At 40.6% G+C, this 24,465-nt stretch carries 16 protein-coding genes; 11 read left to right on the top strand and 5 right to left on the bottom strand.

Annotated features, from left to right (window positions below; genetic code table 11):
• Positions 1–175: 175 nt before the first annotated feature.
• A complete protein-coding gene (locus DWW85_RS01125; RefSeq protein WP_117807213.1) occupies positions 176–1,249 on the bottom strand; it encodes a PD-(D/E)XK nuclease family transposase in 1,074 nt (357 codons plus the stop codon).
• A gap of 555 nt (positions 1,250–1,804) precedes the next feature.
• Here DWW85_RS01125 and DWW85_RS01130 point away from each other — a divergent pair.
• The 3 genes from DWW85_RS01130 (at position 1,805) to DWW85_RS01140 (ending at position 4,786) form a co-directional block, all read left to right on the top strand.
• Positions 1,805–2,104: a hypothetical protein gene (locus DWW85_RS01130; protein ID WP_117807214.1), complete on the top strand. Its 300-nt coding sequence runs from the start codon at positions 1,805–1,807 to the stop codon at positions 2,102–2,104.
• Between the two features lie 119 nt (positions 2,105–2,223).
• On the top strand, positions 2,224–3,264 hold the full coding sequence (locus DWW85_RS01135; RefSeq protein ID WP_117807215.1) for a hypothetical protein: 1,041 nt from the start codon (positions 2,224–2,226) through the stop codon (positions 3,262–3,264).
• 175 nt (positions 3,265–3,439) lie between these two features.
• Entirely contained in the window at positions 3,440–4,786 is a 1,347-nt protein-coding gene (locus tag DWW85_RS01140) for a leucine-rich repeat protein (protein ID WP_117807216.1), read from the top strand.
• Positions 4,787–4,939: 153 nt separating this feature from the next.
• On the opposite strand, the gene DWW85_RS01145 is transcribed toward DWW85_RS01140, so the two are convergent.
• Both DWW85_RS01145 and DWW85_RS01150 read right to left on the bottom strand, forming a co-directional pair.
• Positions 4,940–5,545, bottom strand: coding sequence for an L-2-amino-thiazoline-4-carboxylic acid hydrolase (locus tag DWW85_RS01145; protein WP_117807217.1), 606 nt, complete (start codon positions 5,543–5,545; stop codon positions 4,940–4,942).
• A 104-nt stretch (positions 5,546–5,649) separates the two neighbouring features.
• Positions 5,650–6,315 carry a TetR/AcrR family transcriptional regulator gene (locus DWW85_RS01150; protein WP_117807218.1) on the bottom strand — a complete coding sequence of 222 codons (666 nt, stop codon included), beginning with the start codon at positions 6,313–6,315 and terminating at the stop codon, positions 5,650–5,652.
• Positions 6,316–6,515: 200 nt separating this feature from the next.
• On the opposite strand from DWW85_RS01150, the gene DWW85_RS01155 reads away from it, so the two are divergent.
• The 7 genes from DWW85_RS01155 to DWW85_RS01185 all read left to right on the top strand — a co-directional run bounded on the left by DWW85_RS01155 (position 6,516) and on the right by DWW85_RS01185 (position 18,866).
• Positions 6,516–9,488, top strand: a complete 2,973-nt coding sequence (locus DWW85_RS01155; protein ID WP_117807219.1) for a CDP-glycerol glycerophosphotransferase family protein — start codon at positions 6,516–6,518, stop codon at positions 9,486–9,488.
• Between the two features lie 250 nt (positions 9,489–9,738).
• The gene (locus tag DWW85_RS01160) at positions 9,739–13,017 is read left to right on the top strand and encodes a leucine-rich repeat protein (protein WP_117807220.1); all 3,279 of its coding nucleotides are present in this window, start codon (positions 9,739–9,741) and stop codon (positions 13,015–13,017) included.
• A gap of 212 nt (positions 13,018–13,229) precedes the next feature.
• A complete protein-coding gene (locus DWW85_RS01165; RefSeq protein WP_117807221.1) occupies positions 13,230–14,072 on the top strand; it encodes a hypothetical protein in 843 nt (280 codons plus the stop codon).
• A 143-nt stretch (positions 14,073–14,215) separates the two neighbouring features.
• The gene (gene potA / locus DWW85_RS01170; protein WP_117807222.1) at positions 14,216–15,643 is read left to right on the top strand and encodes a polyamine ABC transporter ATP-binding protein; all 1,428 of its coding nucleotides are present in this window, start codon (positions 14,216–14,218) and stop codon (positions 15,641–15,643) included.
• Positions 15,644–15,665: 22 nt separating this feature from the next.
• Positions 15,666–16,463: an ABC transporter permease gene (locus tag DWW85_RS01175; protein ID WP_117807223.1), complete on the top strand. Its 798-nt coding sequence runs from the start codon at positions 15,666–15,668 to the stop codon at positions 16,461–16,463.
• Positions 16,463–17,275, top strand: coding sequence for an ABC transporter permease (locus tag DWW85_RS01180; RefSeq protein WP_117807224.1), 813 nt, complete (start codon positions 16,463–16,465; stop codon positions 17,273–17,275). The genes DWW85_RS01175 and DWW85_RS01180 overlap by 1 nt, the downstream gene beginning before the upstream one ends.
• Complete coding sequence (locus DWW85_RS01185; RefSeq protein ID WP_117807225.1) at positions 17,268–18,866, top strand: ABC transporter substrate-binding protein; 1,599 nt, start codon at positions 17,268–17,270, stop codon at positions 18,864–18,866. The genes DWW85_RS01180 and DWW85_RS01185 overlap by 8 nt, the downstream gene beginning before the upstream one ends.
• Before the next feature lie 115 nt (positions 18,867–18,981).
• On the opposite strand, the gene DWW85_RS01190 is transcribed toward DWW85_RS01185, so the two are convergent.
• Both DWW85_RS01190 and DWW85_RS01195 read right to left on the bottom strand, forming a co-directional pair.
• Entirely contained in the window at positions 18,982–19,623 is a 642-nt protein-coding gene (locus DWW85_RS01190; protein ID WP_117807226.1) for an orotate phosphoribosyltransferase, read from the bottom strand.
• A 42-nt stretch (positions 19,624–19,665) separates the two neighbouring features.
• Positions 19,666–20,736 carry a histidinol-phosphate transaminase gene (locus tag DWW85_RS01195; protein WP_117807227.1) on the bottom strand — a complete coding sequence of 357 codons (1,071 nt, stop codon included), beginning with the start codon at positions 20,734–20,736 and terminating at the stop codon, positions 19,666–19,668.
• A gap of 158 nt (positions 20,737–20,894) precedes the next feature.
• On the opposite strand from DWW85_RS01195, the gene DWW85_RS01200 reads away from it, so the two are divergent.
• Entirely contained in the window at positions 20,895–24,461 is a 3,567-nt protein-coding gene (locus DWW85_RS01200) for a DUF5717 family protein (RefSeq protein ID WP_117807228.1), read from the top strand.
• Positions 24,462–24,465 lie beyond the last annotated feature (4 nt).

Here is a 24,465-nt window from a genome sequence, read left to right on the forward strand (position 1 = left end):
AAACTCCTGATATTATACATTGTTATTACGCAAAACGCTTGCACTCTATCCTCGGTGCAACGGTACGTAAGGCAGCAAGGGACGCTGCCTAAGAACCGGCACTCGGATAGGTTTGCTACATAACAAGTATAATATCAGGAGTTTTCTGCTTGTTGTTATATTAGAAAATAAGATTTTATTTGTTTCGCTCGGCAAGTTGCGCCTTTAATTTTGCAATCTCAGCATTTTTTTCAGATAAGGTAGCATTCATTTCAGATACTGTAGCATCTCTTTCGGCTAGAGCAGTGACTGCTTCGTCCCGTTCTTTTTTCAGTTCATCGATCATGTAGTTGACGGTATTTTCATCCAATTTTCGTAATGCTTCAGAAAACATGGTAACAACCTCCTCCGGGTGATACAGATATTCTGACATATCCATGCAGATGGCTTCCATCCACGGATAGTCGGATATCAGTGCTACAAGGTCATCCAGGGTAGTTGCCGTTAACAGGGATAACCATGCGTTAAGTTCGTTGATATCTTTAGAATACTTACTTTTTTGGAAGACGTCAAGTGCAACGACATAGTATTCCTGCAGAAGATGGAAGTTGATCCCGGTATCAAATGCAGCCTTTCCATGATGCAGATAGATATCGGATAATTCGGGATCTTTACATTCTTTTGGACTGTTTTCAAACATCACGATCGTATAAACGGTTTTCAGATCCTGATAGGTGAATGTACTTCCCTTTTCCCCTTTTACTCTGGTGTACTGGCGGAGCAAAAGATCAGCAGAGTAGCAGGACATCCGCTCACCGGGAAAGGTGTATGGGATCTTCTGGATCTCCACATTTGCAATCGAACCATCTTCTAACTGAACAATGATATCCAGAAGCAGGAGAGAAGTTGATGGCAGCATGCTGTCCTCATTTGACAGGATACATTTTACGGTTACTTTTGTGCCGATGATACTGCTGATCAGTCGTGATAACCGTTCCGGGTATATATCTGGGTTGAACAGTTTTTTGAAAAATGGATCATAGGTCAATGGCAGGCTTTTCTTACCTTCCATGAATTCCAGAAAGTTTGATTTCCATTTGTCAGGCCAGTTCAGATATGTCCGGTAAACGGATGGATTCTTCTTTAATTCTAATAGACATTCATCTTTGGTTCGGGATGGGAAAAGCTGATGGATGTTTAATGCGGCAGGCTGTATAGCATTGCCTTTCTGTGAGACAGCAATGTTTCTTTTTTCATTTTCATTGTACATAAATTTAATTCCTCGTAATATCCGGCGCCTGTTTTGTCGACAACATAACCATAGCAGAAAAAGAAACGAAAAAACGGTTGATGTAACAAACAGCATGTCTGGATGTAATAACTTGCATATTTGCAGAATATTTTTATTAATTTCTTTTGGTATATTGACGACTCTTTTTTTTATAATGTTTATGCCATTTTTTCGAGTCATATTGACTTGTAGAAATAGAGCAGAGACAGGAAGATCTGTTATGGTATTGCAAAAACAGAATCTGGTAAATAAAGGAGATACGAGATAAGCTTTCGTTGAAAACAAATGAGTTTAATCCGTATCGAGACAGGTTAAAGAAAAGGGGTATTATTGATTGCAAGGAACATGGGTATGTTTTCTTTTCATTACCTGAATTTGGGGAATATGTATTAACGCATTTGTAATATTAGATAGATGGATATAACTTCTATAAGAAATAAACATTTTCAACTTGTACCTCTTTTGTTCGCACGATAATATGAAAGAAATGAATTCTTTGCGTGTAACAGAGAATTTATTGGAGGTATCCTGTGTTTGATCAAGGTCATCGTTGACCGGCAGGGGAAAAAGCTTCCGGGAACGATTACTGACTTTGTCAATGAAAATGGTGTTGATTTTCCGGTTGTGCGGTTTCAGTATAATGGACAGGATATGAAATTACGAGCTGCAAATGGCGGAAACAAAAAGTTAAACCAGAATGATCCGGTGGAGATCATTTATCGTCCGGGCAAAGCAAAGTATGTGAACATTGTTGGAGATAACAAAGATGTAGTGATCGCAGTTGGAATAACCGTATGTGGTATCGGTCTGATCAATTGTAAGATTTTACGGTAAATAATTATAAACTTGTTTTCCTTTCTGATATCCGTTACAATCAAACTTGGAGAGATGGAGGCAATATACAAAGCTAAAATATGCATGTTATTCTGTTTTATCGGGAAAGGAGATGAAATATGGATAACGAAATTGTATATTCCTCCAAGGCTACTGATCAGAAAGCACAGTATGATGCCAGTGCCAAGCGCCTGCTTGGACAGAAGATCATACTGGCGCATATACTGATCAGGGTAGTAGAAGAATTTAAAGGTATGGATGCAGATACGGTTGCATTATTGATTGAAGGTGAACCGTATATCAGCCAGGTTCCGGTAGAACCGGGATTAACGAACAAAGAAACGGTGGATGCCAGAACCGGTGAACGGATTGTCGGACTGAATACAGAAAGTTCCGAAATTGATGAGGGAAAGATATATTTTGATATTATCTTCTATGTACGGATGCGGGATGGACTGGCGAAAATGATCATTAATCTGGAAGCCCAGAAGAATGAACCGACAAAGTATTTTATCTTAAATCGGGCAATCTTCTATACGGCAAGACTGGTGTCATCCCAGAAAGAGCGGGAATTTACCGGTTCTGATTACAACGAGATCAAACAGGTGTATTCCATCTGGATCTGTATGAATATGAAAGAGAACAGTCTGAGTCATATTCATATGGTAAAAGATGATTTACTTGGCGAACAGGACTGGAAAGGCAATCTGGATATTCCTAACATCGTGATGATCGGATTGGCAAAGGAGATACCGCCTAAGGAAGAAAGATATGAACTGCATCGCTTACTTGGAACGCTATTGTCGCAGACAATGACGGCAGAACAAAAATTGAAGCTGATGAAACAAGAGTATGACATACTAGTAGACAGACACGGTATCAGAGACGAGGTGAAGATCATGTGTAATCTGAGTGAAGGCGTAGAAGAAATGGGATATGCGAAGGGCGAAGCCGCTGGCAAAGCAGCTGGCAGGGCAGAAGGCGAAAAAATAGGCGAAGCACGAGGTAAGGTCATTGGAAGGTCTGAAGGAAGATTAGAAGGAAGATCGGAAGAAAGAGTTGATATTATCCTGAAAATGCATAAGAAAGGCTACACCTTAGAACAGATCATGGATGTAACCGATATGAGCGAATCGGAAATTAAGGCAATTATAGACTAAAGACACAAGCAGGACAGGTAACATGTATATTTTAGTAGAAGTCCAGATATGGCAGAAATGCTGTATCTGGACTTTTATGCTTTTTTATAATAAAACAGTATCTGAGGTTGACATGTAAATATATACATGCATATACCAAAAACGACAAAAATGAGAAAGAAAAGAGGAATAACAGATGAAACAGGTGATGAAACGATTAACGGCATTATTGCTTGTAGGGATAATGGTTATCAGTATGATTCCCGAGCTGACAGTAAAGGCAGCGGGCAATGCGAACATTCAATGTGTGTTCAAATGCGGAGCAAATGTTACAGGGGTTCTGGATATTACGGGTACTCTGACTCTGACCGGTACCGGAAGTACATATGAGGGAGATAGTGGAAAAAACTGGATCAATTCATTCTGGTATGGGGATAAAGATAAGAATGGATTTGAAACATATCAGTACCGAATTAATTGTGTTGTAATTGGGGATGGGATCACATCAATCGGAAACTATTTATTTAGAGCTTGTAGTAGTTTGAATTCTGTAACAATCGGTAAAGATGTCCAGACGATTGGTAAATATGCATTTGAAAATTGCGAGATGTTAACAAGCATTAATATACCGGGTAATGTACAGGTTATTGATGAATATGCATTTTATCGCTCCGGACTTAATGATGTTCGGTTGAATAAAGGACTGCAGTATATTAATAAAGGTGCGTTTGAAAAGACAAAGATTACCGCTGTGACGATACCGGAAAATACAATTAATATAGAAGAGTGTGCGTTTGGAGATACAGTAAAGAATATCACGATCTCAAAAGGTGTATCAGCTATTCAGGCAAATGCTTTTTTGGCAGAAAATGCATATGTTGATGTGTTAGATGATAATGTTGTTCTTTCCAGATACGCATTTGGAAAAGGAACTACATTAAAAGGAAATGCTGCCTCAACTGCAGCAAAATTTGTAAGTGACACCAATAAAACAGCTTCTTATGATGGTTATTATAAATTTGAAGTCAGACCGATCAAGGTTTTCTTCGCAGCAAATGGTGGTACATGTAAACAGCAGAGCATGTCGGCTATTCCTAGTAAATATTATGGTACATTGCCTGCTTCGGCCAGAAAGGGATATACATTTGCAGGTTGGTATACAAGCCCTGCCGGTGGTGTTAAAGTATCCAGACAGAGTAAGGTTGCAAATAAGAATATTACATTATATGCACATTGGACAAAGGTTAAAGTAGCGAAGGCAAAGAAACCTGGCGTTAAGAGTACATCAAAGAAAAAAGCAAAAGTAACGATAAAAAGAGTCAAGAATGCATATGGATATCAGATTTGTTATTCTACTAAGAAAAACATGAGTGGAGCAAAGAAAAAAGTAACAAAGAAATTAACCAAGACATTAACCAAGACATTAACCGGATTAAAATCTAAAAAGAAATACTACGTTAAGGTTCGTGCATTTAAGAAGGATTCTACCGGAAACCGGGTGTATGGAAAATGGAGTGCTGTAAAAGCAGTCAAGATTAAATAATCTGGTATTAGATGTGCAGCGCTTACAGAAAAAAGTAGAGTGTAAGTATAAGGAAGAGCAAAAACTGCCGCCAGTCATTCAACTGGCGGCAGTTTTTGTGTTCTTTCGGAGTGTATTAATTTTTCATATTTGAATGCTGCCGGTCGTATAAGATCATTTCCGTCCATATCGGAAATCACAAAGATCTGCACCCTCAGCGATCGTCTTCGTCCGGGTGAGCTTCATTTGCATCATATCCGCGAGAACATAGTCCATCCGACAGAGATATTTCGCCAGTTCAAAGCATCCTTCATCCCGACAGAGATTACAGATACCGCAGGTATGATAGTCGTAGCCAAGTTCAAAATCATCTTGAGGAGTTCCCTCAATGATATCAACGACCCAGTCATTTTCATATCGGCGCAAATGAGAATCTGCTGACCATTTTAGTCTGCCCGGCATCTTCTTTTTATCAAGATAGCTGTTGGCATTTCCAACCGCTATATGAAACAGCTTGTTGGAAGATAAGCCGTCCTTGTACAGTTCATAGCAGGCTTCCGGTGACAGTGGGGTTTTACGGTTTAAGGCGATAAAATATGCTCCCATGCAATAGGAACTCATAAGTCTGGATTTGCCAATGTCCTTCGCATTTTTCATAATCGATACATATTCCTGCTTTATTGCTTTTTTATTAATATTCAATTTCTGTTTTGCTGCCTGCTTCATACAGGAGCTGTGATAAAAATATCCAAATAATTTCTGTGTAAATCCATATTCCATTTTAAACTGCCTCCATACTAGTCAAATTCCAGTTCGATGATCTGGCATATTTTCTTCCATATAGAGGAATTAATAATGTTTCCTGTACGGTTCCTTTTTCAATCTTAATTTTTTCCATGTTTTGGTTCCTCCTGTTTTTTTATTCCAAGTGCTGCTTCCAGTCCATGAAGCAGAATGCTCATTGCTTCTAAAAATGCCTGTTTGCACTCAGGTGTGATCCCGTTTTTGCAGGAATCATCTGCGATTATTTCACAGACCATCGAGAACTCAGAGGATGAGAGAATATAGACTGTTTTTTCTGATAATTGATTTGATGCAAGTCCTCGTTTGTATAATTCGGAATAATACTGCATTGCAAATCCGGTGCATTGTTCAATGTAGATTTTACGAAAACGGCTCAGGTATGTACCGGAGTCATTTTTTAAGAGCATGTGAAATAACTGCATGTCATCCTCTAACAGCTCAAAGGTGCGGATGGATATCCCGGAATATAAGACCTGAAGTAACTGATCATCTGTCATGGAAGTAAAATCTGCATGCAACATAGATTCGGAAAGCAGCATAAGCTTATTTCCGCTTTCCGCAAAGATTTCTTCAAACATATCTTCTTTGCCGGAAAAGTGTTTATAGATCGCTCCGGGGGTGATTCCGGCTTTGGCTGCGATCCTGCGCATGGAGGCTTCCTGATATCCATATTCTAAAAAGATATCTCTGGCACTTGCAAGGATGGCTTCTTTTGTTGCTTTTGTACTTTCTCGAATTGTTCTCACTCCTTGTCTGTTTAAAATTGTAAACACTGTTTACTTTATAGCACAGATCATAAATGAAATCAAGAAAATAATGAATACAAGATTAAAACAATTACTTGCGTTATAGAAGAAAGTTAGGTAAAATAATCTCTGTATGTAAAATGCTAGAAATGAATGATACTATATAGAAGAAAGTAAAGTAGTTGTGAGGGAGATGGACGATGAAATTATCCATTTTGTGTTGTTTAACGGACGACGAAGAATTAAACAAGGCGACCATTGAAGTATTTGAAAAGATGGCGGCATATGGGCTTGGTAAGAATAATAAAGTCCGGATCGGTGAAGAATTTGCAAATGCAGCAGGGGAAGGCAGTATGGCATCTGCAGAAGGAAGTAGTACTGATATTGGCGACAGTGATCTGTCGGCGGATGATATTTCTCAGGAAAAGATCAGCATGGGTGAAAAGAAGAAGCATGCTGAGACTGAGAAAGAAAAAGAAGAAAAGAAATCAGAGACTGTAGTTTCGGATGCGCAGATGGCAGAGTATTCGGTTCAGTTTGTGCTGAATACCAGTCAGGTAACAGCAGATAAAGACTGGTATAATAATGTGATCACCAGGATCGGTAATCCTGCATTTACGGTAACAATTGACGATACCGCATATACTGCACCGGCAGAAGCATATCATCAGATGGCAGAGAAAGCAGAGGGAGATTACTGTGCATTTATAGAAGCCGGAGATGTGATCTCAGAGAATCTGGCAGAGATCCTTACAAATGGAATTACAATCTGCCCGGGACATCATGTATATATGGTCGCAAAAACATTTGCAAATGCAACGAAAGGTGCATTTCGTAATTTCTTAAAAGTCACAGACAGTAAAAAGGAATTAAAAGCATTTTATGTGATCGATTTGAAGAATAAATACGACTGTTATCCATTTACTTTTGCAGGAACAATTTTAAAAACGGATATTTTAAAACAACATAATGTCAATACATCACTGGGATTGGAAATAGAACGTGATTTCTTCCTTCGTTTGATGACAGAAGAAATGAAGGTTGTATATCTTCCGGGTGTGGAATATACAGCATACGAATATGAGGAACATGATATTACATTTTATCGTGGATTGTATATGCAGGAGTGGTATTTTGATTCTATTACAGAATTCTGGATGCCGTTCTTAACAGAAATGAAAGAAAAATATGGAAGGATACCGGTATTTATCCAGTATAATTTCATGTATTCCATACATGCCAGATTTGAAGGCAACATGGACAATCGGAACAAGCATGTGATCGAGGAAGGCCATGGCGAGGAATATCTGGAACTGATAGGTAAGGCACTTGGATTGATTGAAGAGAGTATCATGCTGAACCGGAATAAGATAGCGGCCTGTATCACAGGTGATACGATGAAATGGGTGTATGGTATCTTACGAAATGGACAGGATTATAAGTTTCAGCGATTTTTCCTTGCAGGAAAGATCTATTATGGAATCGGGGATACCCTGTTTAATTCAGTTATGAGCTTAAGCACTAACATCCTGTTCATCAATTACAGAGATGGTAAGCTGGAGATCGATGGAACGGTTCATCCAATCCTGTATTCCATGGCGGACGAGATTTATTTCAAATATAACAATGTCAAATATAAGATCGAATATAACGGACGATATGGTCTGACAAAGGCATTTGGAGCAGCGATCTGTAAGAGACATTCGTTCCATCTGAGTATTCCGGTTGCAAAGAAAAATGAAACAGCAATATCCTGTGAGGCGAAATTCGGAACGCAGATCGAGACGATCACCCTTAGTTTCCCATCCCATTTCAGTCGGGTATGCGGAGCGTTTGCAAACAGCCACTGGTTTTTTGGAGATAACAGAGAGTATATGATGACATCTGAGCGGAGAAGTATGGTCATCCGTAAGGTGAGCAAGTCACAGAAATTTGTAAAAGAGCTTAAGTTACTGAAGGATATGTTTAAGAAGAATAACTGGACAAGAAAGTATGCGATATTCAGAATGCTGTACTTTATCTGTCGTCCATTCATGACCAGAAAGCCGATCTGGATGTATATTGATAAGATTTACAAGGGCGGAGATTCATCCGAGTACCTGTATAAATATGCCAGTGCACAAAACAGCAAGGATATCAAGCATTACTATCTGGTTGATAAGAAGAGTACGGATTATAAGCGTCTGAAGAAAGAGGGCTACAAGCCATTGGTGCGTGATTCCTTAAAACACAGACTGGTATTCTTATATGCAGATATGATGGTTATATCGAATTCGACCGTGTATGCGTTTAATGGTTACAAGCTGAAGAATTCGGCATTTATCCGTGACCTTCCGCATTTCCATGTCTGCTGTGTTCAGCATGGTATGTCGATTCAGAAGATTGCGATCGCCCAGAATCGTCTGCGGGATAATCTCAGACTTTACTTCTGCGCATCTAAGTATGAGATCGAGAATCTGTCTCGTCCGGTATATGATTATGTCGGCTATGATGCATTGAAGCTGACAGGCGTTCCTCGTTATGATGGATTGAAGGATCGGGCGAAGAAGCAGATTATGATCAGTCCGACCTGGAGAATGCAGGCAGCGATGCCGGTTCGTACCAGTGAGAGCGAACAGCGTGATTACAATCCGCTGTTTAAGGAATCAGAATATTTCAAGGTATTCAATGCACTTATTAATGACAAGCGTCTGATCGATGCGGCAGAGAAATATGGATACCGGATCAAATATGTTCTGCATCCGATCGTAAGCTCACAGGTGGATGATTTTGATAAGAATGATTTTGTAGATATCGTTCCGGCAGTTGGAGATATGAGCTATGAAGATATGTTCTGTGAATCCAGTCTGATGGTAACGGATTTCTCTGGTATCCAGTTTGACTTTGCTTATATGAGAAAGCCATTGGTATATCTCCATCACAAAGATATACCACAGCATTATGAGGAGGGTACCTTCCATTATGATACAATGGCATTCGGGGAGATCTGTCATGACAACGATGAACTGATCGATACCTTGATCGAGTATATGCAGAATGATTGTAAGATGAAGCCGGAATATGTAAAACGCGCCGATGACTTCTTCTACTACAGAGATCACAATAACTGCGAGAGAATCTACAAAGAGATGATCGATTATCAGGAGAAATATGTTCTTCCTGAAAGATATTAACTAAATACAAATTAATAAAAACAGGCGGTTATCAGTCTGGATATGCATGATAAAGAGTGAATGCATATCTGCGAAGATCTGGTGGCTGCCTGTTTTTTTTGCTGCCGCGATATGGAAAGAAAGAAAAAATTTTACAACATCTATAGATTAGTGATTGTGCAGAGCGTAAATGCAATGATAAAATATGTTTAATATCTGCGGAGATGAATAGAGGAAGACAGATCATATAAATGAAAAGGAGCGAGTGACTATGAAAAAATGGAAGAAATTAACTGTGGCATTAGCTGGAATTGTCGCTTGTGTTGAACTGATCGGAAGTCCGGCTATGGTACAGGCAAAGGAAGATTCTGCAAAGGCTGTATTGCAGACACAGACAGTATCTGAATCAGACCAGACAGAAGCGGAGTTGTCGGCTGTAAAGGCGGTAAAGCTGAATGCGGATAAGGTTGGGGAGACGACCTCCTACAATGATATGGTGTATTCACCGGAGAAGAATGGAATTTATTTTGTCCATACAGTAGGTGAGGTTTATGGAAATTACAGGGCATACGAGATCGTATTCTATAATATTTCCAAGAATACATATACGACGGTATATACAAGTGAACGAGGGGTTGAAGAGTCTTATATGGATGATAATGCCATATATTTTGCGAAAACGGATGTATCATATACGAAGAACGAAAAATCCGGCTCTTATGATTATACATGTGATTTAGAGATCACAAATTATAATTTTAAGACAGGAACAGTAAATAAGCAGGCATTTGAAACATTGGATATTGGTGCGAACTGGGCAAATCTTATATCTACATTTGGAGTCGATTCATATGGAAGATATTATATTGCGACCAATGAAGATAAATTGTATCTGTTCAATTCCGAAGGAAAATTATTGAGTACGACCAAATGTGGAAGTGAGATATATGAATTTGCAGGCTTTGATAAAACGAATGGTAATTTTTATTACCGAGGATCAGAGAACTGGAGATATTGGGGATATGATCACAGCATGGCAAGTCTGAAGGCTGGCAAGGTAAACAGCGATAATTCTATCACGATCAAGGGCGAGAATATGATGTATCTCTACCAGGATGGATGGTTTGCACATAAGGCTCCGATCCGGATGTTAAATGACAGGTATCTGGTATCTCTGTCTACATTTAATGGGAACATCTGTGTACTGATAGATTCGAATCAGTATGATATAAATGATGTAACCCAGAGCTCTACAAGTATTAACCTGATTGATAGCAGTGTATCCGTATCACCGATCAACATTGCAAATAAAAAAGCATTGAAGATGGCGTTTTACACAGCTGATTCATATTACGGTGATGGATATATTGACCTTACAGGTATTGGACCAAGATGTGCATTAAACAGCACAGCAACGTCTCTGATCGTAAAAACAGATGAGACGGTATTAACAGAATACGACATAGCAAAGCAAAAAGAGAAGATACGGTTACAGACAAAGTACCCGGTCTATACATTTTTCATGGACAAATCCACCTGTGTAGTAGTAGAGAAAAAGGATGACAATTATTATCTGGAAACATTTGACTGGACATATCCGACAACCTTCCGTGTGAATGCACCGGCCAGTATGAAGGTAGGAGCATCAGGAACAGCCGCCTGCAGTACAAATGGTGGCTTTGCTCTGGACTATACTTATAAAAGTTCAGATCCAAAGATCGTAAGTGTAGATAAAAACGGAAATCTGAATGCATGGAAAAAGGGAACGGCAACGATCACGATCAAGGCAGACCCGATCAATGTGAAGAAGACGATCACGCTCAAGGTAACAGATTCGACTTTATCAAAGAGCAGTAAAACTTATAAATCTACAGGAGCAGTCGGTACAGCATCAGCAACCATGCATCTGAGTACAAACAGTGGATATACATATGGAAATGTACAGACCGCTTATCTGAATGCAAGATCCGATGGAACCTTTGAGCGTGTAGAGTATATCAGAGGTTCGGTAGTTCGCGAGGTTTATGATTCTTCTTATCGGTTAAAGAGCCGGAAAAAGATCAAATGCGAACTCCCGTTATTTGGTGGATATTATAGCGGTGAGAAATACAACTATCTTGTATTTGGACAGTCAAATACAAAGGAGAGCAAGACAAAGGAAGTTATCCGTGTTGTAAAGTATGATAAAAACTGGAAGCGGATCGGAGCCTGCCGGATCAAGGGAGCAAATACATATATGCCATTTGATGCAGGTGGACTTTCAATGACAGAAACAGCAGGTAAATTATATATACACACCTGTCATACGATGTTTGCAAGCAGCGACGGATATCATCATCAGGCGAACTGTACCTTTGTTGTAAAAGAGAGCAATATGAAGCTGGCAGATTCGTATTATGATGTTATGAATCTGTCAGAGGGTTATGTCAGCCATTCATTTGCACAGCAGATTGAAACAGATGGTAAGTACATTTATCGTGCAGATCTGGGAGATGCTTATCCAAGGGGTATTGCGCTTACAGCAACGAAAGTCGGAGATCAGGTAAAGGATCCGTCCATGTATGGAACGGTTATTGCGATTCCGGGAGACACAGGATATAACTATACCGGTTATACATTAAATGATCTGAAACTTGGAACCAATAACTATATTCTGACCGGAACAGGCATCAAGAACGAAAAGACCTCTGTAAGAAATATCTATGTGAATGCAGGATCGAAGACACATTTGCAGACAGGTGCAAAGTGGATCACGAACTATACAGCGAAGGATAAGATCACGGTTATGAATCCAAAGCTTGTAAAATTGTCGGGAACACAGTTCCTGTTATTATGGGAAGAAAAGAATACAGTGAAGAATACTTATACAACGAAGATGGTGCTGCTGGATGAAAGTGGAAATAAAACCTCGGAGATCTGTTCTTCTCCACTGGCACTTGCGATGTGTGAGCCGGTTGTAACCAAATCCGGTACGGTTATATGGTATGTAACCAATAACGATTCACCCGTATTTGTCGAGATCAATCCATATCAGTTATCCAAGGTACAGACAAAAGCCAGGAACGTAAAGACCTTCAAAATCGACAAGACAGAGTCATTTGATAATGGACAGAAGAGTGGATACCGGAAGGGTGATATCTATATCAAGGATAAGATGATCTATAAGATTACATCATCAAAGACGGTTGCCTTTGGCGGAGTTACTTCAAATACCATCACATCACTTTCAATTCCTAAGACTGTGAAGATTGGAAAGAAAACATATCAGGTAACGGCGATCGCATCCCGTGCCTTTGTAAACAGAAAGAAGCTGAAAAAAGTAACGATCGGTGCAAATGTATCCAAGATTGGAAATTATGCTTTTTATGGATGCACAAATCTGAAGACCATTACGATCAAGTCAACAAAGTTAACAGCATCGACTGTTGGCTCTAAAGCATTTTCAAAGATCTATACAAAAGCAACGATCAAGATCCCAAAAGCAAAGAAGACGGCATACAAAAAGATCCTTTTAAAGAAGGGTGTAACAAAGAAGATGAAGTTCAAGTAGAAAACACCTGAATTTGTGATGGAAGTGAGCTGTATTGGAGGTGTCAGGCATTTATGTGTCTGGCACCTCTTTTTGCTATATTGCAAAAGAACGTAAGTCTGCAGTATCTGATCTGCCTCATGGATATGAAGATTATGATGTACGTCAGCAATCCAAGAAGTTCCTGGAATAAAAGCACATGATATTGTCCAGAATATGGATATAGGAAAAGGATGGTAGATGTATACATGAAGCGTTCGGCGAAGATATATATGGTGCTGCTTGTCTGGATCGCAGCAGCATTGCAGTTTTTTATAAATGAGAAAATGGATATGGAAGAAGTGTTCGCCAGTATGCAGGAGGCAGATACACAGCTGGAGGTTCATGCTGATATAAGTGTATGGGGCGTATATGAGATGGCAGATTCAGAAAAATCTGAAAATAAAGATTCAAAGGATGTCTGCCCGCGTCTGACTCCGGCGAAGATAAATAATCTTCTTTTGAATACTGCCGGATGCTTTGGGGTATCTGCAGGCGAACTGACTGTTACCGGATGGCATGATTCGATAACAACTTTTCAAAGTAACGGAGATCCGGCATTCTGGAGATTTACATTTATTGACAATTCAGTTACCGGACAGGGTTATCTGGTCGTTCAGACGGATCGTATAGAGGCAGTCGATCAGATTCATACATTTTTTGATAATCTGAATATCAAGGAGATGGTAAGTGTTGAAGCTGATATTTATGCAGATTCCTTGACGCAGGAGCAGGTGATGACAGCAGCGGTGGCTTCGTATGGATTGACATCGGACACGGTAGTCGTGAGCAGGGAACAGACAGAGAGATCACATACCGGCAGAATACTGGAGCAGATATTACAGGAGCTTCCAGTCACAGGGCTTACGCAGACTCCGGAAGGCTGGTATGGACGGCTGAATTCCAACGTGCATCTGAGCGATCTTGCAGCAAATAAAAATGTCCGGATTCAGGAGACGGGTTACGGTTCGGTTCATCTTCAATTCGGTGATAAGACAGATCTGGTCAGACTGTATGCTTCGGTACTTACACAATAAAAATCCGTATGAAAAATCTATACAAAACCTAAGAAAAATAACACGAAATATATATTAATTTTCTCCCGGATATGTTAGAATTAGTTGATTTTTGTCTAATGATAAAAATTATAAATAACTTGAAAAGGAGAGTGTATAAATAATTGGAAAACATTATCGAGTTAAAGCATATCACAAAAAATTTTGATGATAACTTTACGGCTGTGGATGACTTTAATCTGGAGGTGCAGCGTGGAGAGTTTGTAACCTTTTTAGGGCCGTCCGGTTGTGGTAAGACGACCACACTTCGAATGATAGCCGGTTTTGAGATGCCGACAGAGGGGGAGATTTTATTAAATGGTAAGGACATCAGTAAGTTGCCGCCAAATAAGCGCCCGATCAATACGGTATTTCAGAGATACGCATTGTTTCCACATTTAAATATTTATGACAATATCGCATTTGGCCTGAAGCTGAAAAAGCTTCCAAAGGCTGAGATTGAAAAGAAAGTAAAAAAAGCTCTTGAGATGGTAGATCTTGAAGGGTTTGAAGATAGACGCGTTCAGACATTGTCCGGTGGACAGCAACAGAGAATTGCAATCGCACGTTCGCTGGTAAATGAGCCGGAGATTCTGTTGCTTGACGAGCCGCTTGGTGCGCTGGATCTGAAAATGAGAAAAGAGATGCAGCTCGAATTAAAGGAAATGCACGAGAGACTTGGAATTACCTTTATCTATGTAACCCACGATCAGGAAGAAGCGCTTACAATGTCAGATAAGATCGTTGTAATGTCAGAAGGACGTATCCAGCAGATTGGTACGCCGGAGGATATTTACAATGAGCCGAAGAATGCATTCGTTGCGGACTTTATCGGAGAAAGCAACATTTTTAATGGTATCATGACAGGCAAATTAAAGGTTCGTTTTTGTGGTGCGGAATTCGAATGCCTGGATGATGTAGAGCATGGAACACAGGTGGATGTCGTAGTGCGTCCGGAGGATATCCTGATCGTGTCGCCGGAGCAGGGAGCAGTAAAAGGAACGGTTATCTCTGTGGTATTCAAGGGTGTTCATTATGAGATCACAGTACAGTCCGGTAAAAATGAGATCGTGATACAGTCCACAAAGTCTGCAAAGGTAGGCGACATGGTTGGACTTAACGTAGAGCCGGATGGCATTCATGTTATGCCTGCGGAGAAAGCACTGAACCGCATCGAGACAGGAGTTGACAAATATTATAAGCTGGAATTCTTAGCTGGTGAGCTTGCGTGTGATCTGAGTAAGATCGTTCCGTCGTCTCATTATGAGGATGGTGTATTAATGGATGCGTCCGGAGATGTCATCGATCATGAGCGGCTCAAGGTGATCTTAACGATCAAGCCGGATGATATTACGATGAGTGATGATCAGGAGGAAGGTATCATATCCGGTCATATCATTAACCTGATCTATAAAGGAGACCACTACAGCTATGTAGTCCGTACGGAGAATGAGGAAGACTTCATTGTTCACGATGAATATCTCTGGAATATGGATGACTTTGTCAGCCTTGTGATTCCAAAGGATAAGATCCACTTTGAACTTAAGAAATAACCGAAAGCAAAAGGAGACAGAGATGAGTACATTACGTTTTTCCAGAAAACAACTGTGTGTGCCATATGCATTGTTCCTGATATGCTTTGTGGTTGCACCGCTTATAGTCATTATATATTATGCATTTACAAATGGAGAGGGGCAGTTCTCACTGGAGAACCTGACAGGATTCTTCACCAGTCCGAACACGATCGGAACCCTTGCCTACAGCTTTGCGATCGCCTGTGTATCGACGGCAGCAGCTTTGTTGCTGGCGTACCCGATCGCTTATATACTTGCCAGAAGTGAATGGAAGAAAAAGTCGATCATTGTTATGATCTTCGTTCTTCCGATGTGGATCAATTTTACGTTAAGACTGACTGCTTTAAAGGAAGTCCTGACGTTGATCGAGCATAATCTGGCATATTATCCGTTTTTTAATTCCGTGATCGGTATGGTATATGACTTTCTTCCGTTTATGATCCTGCCGATCTATACAACATTGATGAAGTTAGATAACAGTCTGTTAGAAGCAGCAAATGATCTGGGCGCAAGTTCTGTTCAGACATTTTTAAAGGTGACGCTTCCGTTATCTGTTCCGGGTATCATCAGTGGTATCGTGATGGTATTCCTTCCGTCTATGACGAACTATGTTGTATTGGATATGTTGTATAACAGCACTTATGTTATGGGTAGTCTGATAGGCAGCTATTTTGCTGCATACGATTGGCACAATGGATCCATGATCGCACTGGTGCTTCTGTTGATCATATTAATCTTTACTCTCTTTACAAATAAATATGAGGGAGAAGACAACAACAGAGGAGGTGCATTATTATAATGAAAAAAGGATTTCGGGTTGCTTTTATTATATTGATGTTGGTGATCCTCTATCTGCCGATTCTGATCCTTGCAGTTTATAGTTTTACGGATTCGGCAAATATCGGAACAATACACGGATTTTCCGTTCAGAATTATGTTACATTATTTACCAAGCCTGAGCTTGCAGATATGATCTGGGGTACGGTTCTTCTTGCGGTTGGATCAGCGTTAATTGCGACATTGCTTGGAACACTGGGTGCGGTCGGTGCATTTTATTCCAAGAAACTTGCATCGGGGATCGTATCTGCGATGAATCAGGTTCCAGTTGTAAATGCAGATGTTGTAACCGGTTTTTCAATCTGTATCTTGCTGATCGTAGTATTTGGTGTCAGTAAGGAATCCTATGTGCCGCTGGTAGTCGGACATGTCGTGCTGTCTGCACCATTTGTCTATCTGTCAGTTGTACCGAAGCTAAAGCAGATGGATGGAAGCTTGTATGAGGCTGCGATGGATCTGGGTGCATCACCATTTACTGCGCTGATAAAAGTAGTCCTTCCACAGATCTTACCGGGTGTGATTTCAGGATTTGCACTGGCAATAACTTTGTCATTAGATGATTATTTCATTGCGAGTTATACAAAGCCGGCTACATTTGATACGATCAGTACTTATGTCGTAAATGCGACCAAGGGTTCTCAGACAGAGATTAAGACTGCTTTATGGGCGTTATCAACAGTGATCTTCGTGATCGTTATACTGATTGTTGTTGGTATGAATATGACATCAAAGGCAAAGGCGAGAGTCGGAAAGGCAGGTGGCAGATATGAATAAGAAGAAGTTATTCAAAGGATTTGCCGGCTTCTGTGCCGGACTTATGATGTTTACACCTGCGGCTTATCTGGTACATGCGGAGGCAGATGATAAAACGCAGGATCAGGCAGAAGCGTCTGCAGCATCAGATAATACAGGAAGTGATGCAGCAAAGACAGATGCTGCCGATGTACAGAAGTCGGATGATACAATTGTGCTTCGTGTATCCAATTGGGAAGAATATATCGACCTTGGAGAATGGGATGAGGACGAAGTGATCGACCTGGAAGATGGAACCGAGATCTTCGGTGAGAATTCCATGGTGACAGATTTTGAGAACTGGTACTATGAGACATATGGTCAGAAGGTAAAGGTGGAATATTCCTGCTTTGGAACAAATGAAGACCTTTATAACATGCTTACCCTTGGTGATAAATACGATCTGGTCTGTCCATCCGACTACATGATCATGAAGTTGATGGCAGAAGAAAAAGTAGTTCCGTTTTCGGATTCGTTTTATGACACAAGTATAGAGGAAAATTATTATGCAAAGGGAGTATCTCCATATATCAGACAGACCTTTGATGAAAATGAGATCAATGGTGAGAGCTGGAGCAAATATGCAGCCGGATATATGTGGGGTGTAACCGGTATCTTATATAATCCGGAGAAGATAACAGAGGAAGAAGCAGGTACATGGAATATCCTGAATAATCCGAAGTTTGCACGTCAGGTTACGATCAAGGATAATGTGCGTGATTCTTATTTTGCGGCACTTGGCATTTTGAAGCAGGACGAACTGACATCAGAGGAATTCATAAATGCAGATACTTATCATGATGATCTGCTTCGGGTAATGAATGATGTCAGCCCGGAAACGATACAGGAAGTACAAGATTTGCTTCAGGATATGAAGGACAATGTATATTCCTTTGAGACAGACAGTGGTAAGGCAGATATGGTATCCGGCAAGGTGCTTGCAAATTATCAGTGGTCCGGTGATGCGGTTTATGCGATGGATCAGGCAGAAGAAGATGATCTTTATCTTGATTTCGCCGTGCCGAAGGAATCTACCAATCTCTGGTTTGATGGCTGGGTGATGTTAAAGGATGGTATCGATGAAGATGCCAGAAAACAACAGGTAGCAGAAAGCTTTGTGAACTTTCTTTCAAGACCGGACAATGCAGTCAGAAATATGTACTACATCGGATATACTTCTGTTATTGCAGGAGGCGAAGATGATAATACAGTATTTGATTATCTGAACTGGAATTATGGTGCGGAAGATGGAGAAGAAGATACAACAGAATATCCGCTTGGTTATTTCTTCAGTGGTGATAATTCGGATCCTGATTACATCATAACAGCTCCGGAGGAGCAGACAAGACGTCAGCTCTATGCCCAGTATCCGGACGAAGCGGCGATCGAGCGAAGTGCGATCATGCAGTACTTCGATGTAGATGCCAGCAAACGGATCAATCAGATGTGGATCAATGTCCGTTGCTATAACATTAAGGATGTAACGCCGCAGGTGTGGGCGATCGTGGTGATACTGATTCTTGCGGCAGCAGGGCTGATCGTACATTATAAGCGTTCTCATTACCACAGCTAAGTGGTGTGATTTCGGCGATCAGCTGGGAGTTTATAGGCGTTACCATTCTTTGATAATGATAAAAATAGAAGCCTGGGAGAAATTTCTCCCAGGCTTCTATTTTAAATACTATAAATTATAATTCAGAATAACCATAGCTGTTAACAATGGCTTCAATGCGGTTTCCGGCCTGACACATTGGACACTGATCATGAGGATAGGTCTTGTAATCAGGAAGATCCTTTTCAGTAAACAGTGCATGTACCGGATAGCCGTCAACCTCTGTTGCAACAGAGAAGATTGCTGAGATACCTGCAATAGAACCACCGTAGTATTTGATACACTCCAGACTCTTTTTGATTGTTTTACCGGTTGTAGCAGATGCGATCAGAAGAAGCACATGCTTGCCTTCGATCATTGGCTGGAGGTTGTCACGGAAGATCAACTGGCCGGAGCTGTGAACCTCAGGTGTAACAACGTAGATGGATTTGTGCTGGTTCATGGAAGTGATACCGTTCTGACTTAAGGTTTCTGCCAGATAAGCACCGATCACTTCAGTTCCGTCCATGCAGACGATCGTGTCAACGATGGTTGATGCCATATATTCGGTTCCCATGGATTTGGCAGCGGCAGCAGCCATAGTGCCTCTGACCTTCAAGGTTGTCATATCGATATACTGGTTGATATGAGAATGGTTTGTAGCAAAGTGACCGTTCATCACTTTGATATATAACTGATTATTGTAAGAAGATGTTAATTTCATTGATTCATGTTTCATATGTATGTACCACCCTTTCATTTAAATAACATATATAATTTGTTATACAACCTCTAAAATAGTGTTAACGACCAGATCATTCTGTTCCGGATTCATGAAGCAGAAGCGGATATAAGAATTATCCAATCCTGTGATGTCGGCACAGTTTCTGATATACAATCCCTTACTCTGGCAATGTTCCACAACTGTCTGAGCAGTAATATCGTTCTTTAATAATTTAACCAGAATAAAATTTGCATCCGGCTTATAGAGCTTAATCGTCTTGCGGCTTGCCAGTGCAGAATAGACGAGATTCCGTTCCGTCTTCATCAGTGTCTGGGTCTTACTTATGTAAGAAGCATCCTTGAACATATCAATGCCGGCTGCCTCGGCAAGTGCGTTGATCGCATAAGGAAAACCGGTGATTGACATTGTCTTTTTAAAAACCGGATTAGATGTGATCGCATAGGCTAATCGAAGGCCGGGTACTGCAAAGAATTTACTTGTGTTTCTGAGAACGTAGAGATTGTCATATTCCTTAACCAGCGGAATAGCGGTGCAATCATCCTTATCCTGAACGAAATCCATATACTCCTCATCAACGACCAGTGCAATATCATTTCCTGCACAGATCTTTGCGATGAATTCCAGAGATTCGCGGTCGATGACCTGTGATGTTGTTCCATTTGGATTCGAGATAAATGCCATATCAATGGACTCATTTAACGTAGAGATGAAATCCGCAATATCCAGTTCATAATTTTCCTCTTCGGATAACTGATAATATGTGATATCACAGCCGTTCATTTTCAGGATCTTCTCATAATTTTGTGCTCCCGGTGAAAGAAGAACAGCATGCTTTGGACTGTTGAATTCGATCAGGAGTTTGATAAATTCATATGAGCAGCTTCCGACAATGATATCGTCCGGATCCGCACCAGAATAGCCTGCAATACTGTCTTTTAATCTTGTATATGAGCCATCCGGGTAACGCTTCAGATCTTCGATACTGTTAAGAATGACATTTTTGACAGAATCCGGAACCCCGAGCGGATTCATGTTCAGGTCAAATCTTACAGATTCATTCTGGGAGAGCAGATTGCTCCCAGAAAGATGTGACGTACTTTTTCCCATAAAAAATTCCTCTTTTTCCATATATAATGTTTCAAAAAACTATTTATTTTGCTATAATCAAAATATATGTTTTTATATAATTATACCGATTCGGGGATTTAATTACAAGAAAAATACATGAGTTTTAATAAAATGATTACGAAAGCAAGGAGAACCAGATGAAAGGGATCGTAGAACAGTACGCCAGAGGAGAATTCAATGTAGAAAGACCGGATATTGATATTTCCATTGCAAAGCTGGAACTGGCTGTGGAAGCCGGCTCCATATTTCAGGGAACCTTTAAGGTGGTGTCAAAGAATGATGTACCGATCAAATTGATGGTATATGACAGCAGATACCTGTTCGATTTCAAGAGTCATACATTTGTAGGCAGACGGAATACGGTTGCCTTTTCTTTTGATGCCCGCGGAATCGAAGAAGGCAAGAGCTTTAAAGGACATATCAACATCATAACGGATGGTGGAGAATATAAGATCCCGTACAGCGTAGAGGTTGTTCCGCCTTATGTTCTGGTAGAAGACAAACGGATCGAGGATCTGTTCCAGTTCGCGACCTTCGCAGAGGAGCACTGGGATGTAGCAGTTCAGATCTTTGACAGCCCGGAATTCGTGCGTACCTTTTTAGGGGATGACGCGATCATTAAGGGAGTCTATGAGAGCCTGAAGAAATCGTTATCCATCAATCAGGCAATGGAAGAATTCCTTGTATATACCCATAAGAAACGTGTGCTTACACTGACAGCAAAGCAGCGTGAGTTGTTGATCGAGATGCCGGATGAGCTGGTTCGTGCAACGATCTCCGTAAATAAGAACACCTGGGGTTATACCCATACCTATATTACATCAGACAGCGATTTCCTGATCCCGGAAGCAACCCGGATCACAGGTCAGGATTTCACTGGAAATAATTATGAGCTGAACTTCCTGATCGATCCGACGAAGATCCCGGAAGGGGTATCGGCAGGTTATATCCATTTTAATAATACCCTGCAGAACATCAGCGTGAAAGTCAGCATAAAGAAGCCGGAGGTTCAGAGAACCGAGCCGAAGAACCGTCATGTGAATTTCATGATCAAGAAAGGTCATGAGGCACTGGCAAAAGCATACATTGATTTCCGTACGGATAAGATGTCACTTGCTGATTACACGAAACGTTCGACAGAGGCACTGGAAACACTGGTCAAATACAGACCGGAGGATAACATCTATCGGCTGGGACTGCTTCATATGAAGCTGTTAGAGGGCAAGACAGAATATGTAAAACAGGAATTTGTCCGTATCGATGCAGATGCCGATCTGAACGAGGCAGGCAGCATGGAGAAGTGTTATTACAGTTATCTGAAAGCACTTCTGACAAAGGATAAGGACATGATCGACAGCACGGCAAGACTTGTCCGCGGACGACTGGAACAGGAGAAGAACAAGCTGTTCTATTTCTGGCTGTTATTATTTGTAGATTACAGCTATACGGAAGACAAATGGAACCTCTATGAGGATATCCGGAAATTATATAATGAGGGTGTCAACAGCCCGGTTATTTACTTTGAAATATGTGATATGTTCAATAAGCAGCCGCTTATGATGAAACGGATCGCACCGCTTGAGATCTCAGCTATCCGCTGGGGTATGCGGCATGAATTTGTATCCGAAGATGTCATTATGGAATTCGTAAAGACGGCTGCAAGAATGAAGCTCTTTGATATTCACGCATTCAAGATGCTGGAGAATATCTATGCAGCAAAGCATGACCGTATGACACTGGATACGATATGTGAAATTCTTCTCAGATTTAAAAAATGTGATAAAGAGTATCATGTATATTATCAGGATGCGGCAAATGCAGGAATTAAATATGTTGGTTTGTATGAGGGCTTCTTAAAGAGCATGGATAAGAAGACGTATCAGCCGATACCAGAATCCATTCTCCGTTATTTCAATTACAAGAATACGTTAGATGATGAAGAGCTGGCATATCTCTATGCAAATGTTATAATGAATAAGGCACAGAACATGAATGTGTTCCATGAGTATATTCCGGCAATCGAGAACTTCATGGAGAAGAAGATCATTGACGGAGAAGTGAGTGATGATCTGACGGTTATCTATGAAGAATTTCTGGAGCCGGAGAGTGTGAAACCGGAATTTGCATCAAAGTTAATTAATATCATATTCAAGCAGAAGCTGACCTGTCGGAATAAGAATATTGTATCAGTGGTTGTAACACATGAGGAACTGGAAAAGAGTGAACAGGTGGATGTGATTGACGGAGAAGCTTATGTAGAGATCGTGTCAGAATCCGCTATCATTACATTACTTGACAGTCGGGGCTGCAGATATATCAATACGGTACCATACCGGCTTGAGCCGGTTGTCGGAGAAGAAAATTATCTGGATATCTGTAAAGAGTATAATCCGAAGGATTATCGTCTGTTATTATTTGAGTATAACGATATAGACAGCTTTTCATATAAGGATGCATCCGAGATCAACCTGGCTCGTGATATCTCTAACTGTCCGAATATCAGTTATCTGATCCGGCAGAGAGCACTCCGCCATATGGTTGAGTATTATCATGAGAATTATGATGCGGACATTTTATATAAATATCTGTCGCGAATTGATCTGGATTATGTGGAAGTAGAGGACGCTTCCCGGATCATTACATATTACATTTCTTTACGGATGTATGAGCAGGCATTTAACGGAATACATCGGTTTGGATATGTAGATGTGGATGTGGATGAACTGATACGGATCGCGGAATTCGGAATATCCGATAAGCGCTATGATGATGACAGGACGTTATTATCCATTTGTGTATATCTGTACCGGAGGGGGTATGCGACACAGAAGGTTCTGGCATTCCTGATCAATAACTATAATGGCTCGTTAGAGGAAATGGCAGAGCTTTTTAAGGCAGTTAACACAAATTATCGTGATATTGATATGCTTGCAGAGAATATCTTGGCACAGATGATGTTTGCGGATGCTTATACAGAGGCAATCTTTGATATCTTTGCGCTTTATTACGCAGGCAGAAGCAGGGGCATGGTAGTCAAGGCATTTTTACGGTTCTGTGCATACCAGTATATTATCAAGGATCTGAAGATTCCTGCGGATATCATGGAATGTCTGTATAAAGAGGTGGCGAAGAAGAACATTACAGATGAGATTTCAGAGATGGCGCTGCTCTCTTATTTTGCAGGCTGCGGTGGACGGTTCTCGGCAGAACAGAAGGAATGGATCCGGAATACAGTTCGTCATTTTATAGACAGCAGTAAGATCCTGCCGTTCTTTAAAGAATTTGCATCCTTTGTAACGTTGCCGGATGATATGAAGTTTAAGACCTATCTGATCTTTAAGGGTGAGAGCGGCAGACAGATCTGGGTAAGCTACAGCTTCGGACAGGAAAGCAACAGTATGGCACATTACAAATCGGAGCGAATGAATGAGATCATACCGGGAATTTATATCAAGGAATTTGTTGTGTTCCACGGAGAGACGCTGTTATATTCCATTGATGGTGCGGAGAGCGGTAATTCATCCATCGTTGAGAGTGATATTTTAAAGAATACAACATGTCATAAGAAGAACAGTAATCGATTTGAGCTGATCAACAGTATGCTGATCAGTCAGGAGACAAGAAATGATCAGGAGCTGATCCAGGCGATGGATACCTATCTGAATAACACACATTTCTTTGAGGAGAATCTGATATTATTATAAGACA

Source organism: Clostridium sp. AF17-21AC (assembly GCF_003461365.1).
Lineage (GTDB): Bacteria > Bacillota > Clostridia > Lachnospirales > Lachnospiraceae > Coprococcus > Coprococcus ammoniilyticus.

Coding starts and splice junctions, on each gene's coding strand:
- DWW85_RS01125 (WP_117807213.1), bottom strand. CDS start 1,249: ATGTACAATGAAAATGAAAAAAGAAACATTGCTGTCTCACAGAAAGGC.
- DWW85_RS01135 (WP_117807215.1), top strand. CDS start 2,224: ATGGATAACGAAATTGTATATTCCTCCAAGGCTACTGATCAGAAAGCA.
- DWW85_RS01140 (WP_117807216.1), top strand. CDS start 3,440: ATGAAACAGGTGATGAAACGATTAACGGCATTATTGCTTGTAGGGATA.
- DWW85_RS01145 (WP_117807217.1), bottom strand. CDS start 5,545: ATGGAATATGGATTTACACAGAAATTATTTGGATATTTTTATCACAGC.
- DWW85_RS01155 (WP_117807219.1), top strand. CDS start 6,516: ATGAAATTATCCATTTTGTGTTGTTTAACGGACGACGAAGAATTAAAC.
- DWW85_RS01160 (WP_117807220.1), top strand. CDS start 9,739: ATGAAAAAATGGAAGAAATTAACTGTGGCATTAGCTGGAATTGTCGCT.
- DWW85_RS01165 (WP_117807221.1), top strand. CDS start 13,230: ATGGTAGATGTATACATGAAGCGTTCGGCGAAGATATATATGGTGCTG.
- DWW85_RS01175 (WP_117807223.1), top strand. CDS start 15,666: ATGAGTACATTACGTTTTTCCAGAAAACAACTGTGTGTGCCATATGCA.
- DWW85_RS01180 (WP_117807224.1), top strand. CDS start 16,463: ATGAAAAAAGGATTTCGGGTTGCTTTTATTATATTGATGTTGGTGATC.
- DWW85_RS01185 (WP_117807225.1), top strand. CDS start 17,268: ATGAATAAGAAGAAGTTATTCAAAGGATTTGCCGGCTTCTGTGCCGGA.
- DWW85_RS01190 (WP_117807226.1), bottom strand. CDS start 19,623: ATGAAACATGAATCAATGAAATTAACATCTTCTTACAATAATCAGTTA.
- DWW85_RS01195 (WP_117807227.1), bottom strand. CDS start 20,736: ATGGGAAAAAGTACGTCACATCTTTCTGGGAGCAATCTGCTCTCCCAG.
- DWW85_RS01200 (WP_117807228.1), top strand. CDS start 20,895: ATGAAAGGGATCGTAGAACAGTACGCCAGAGGAGAATTCAATGTAGAA.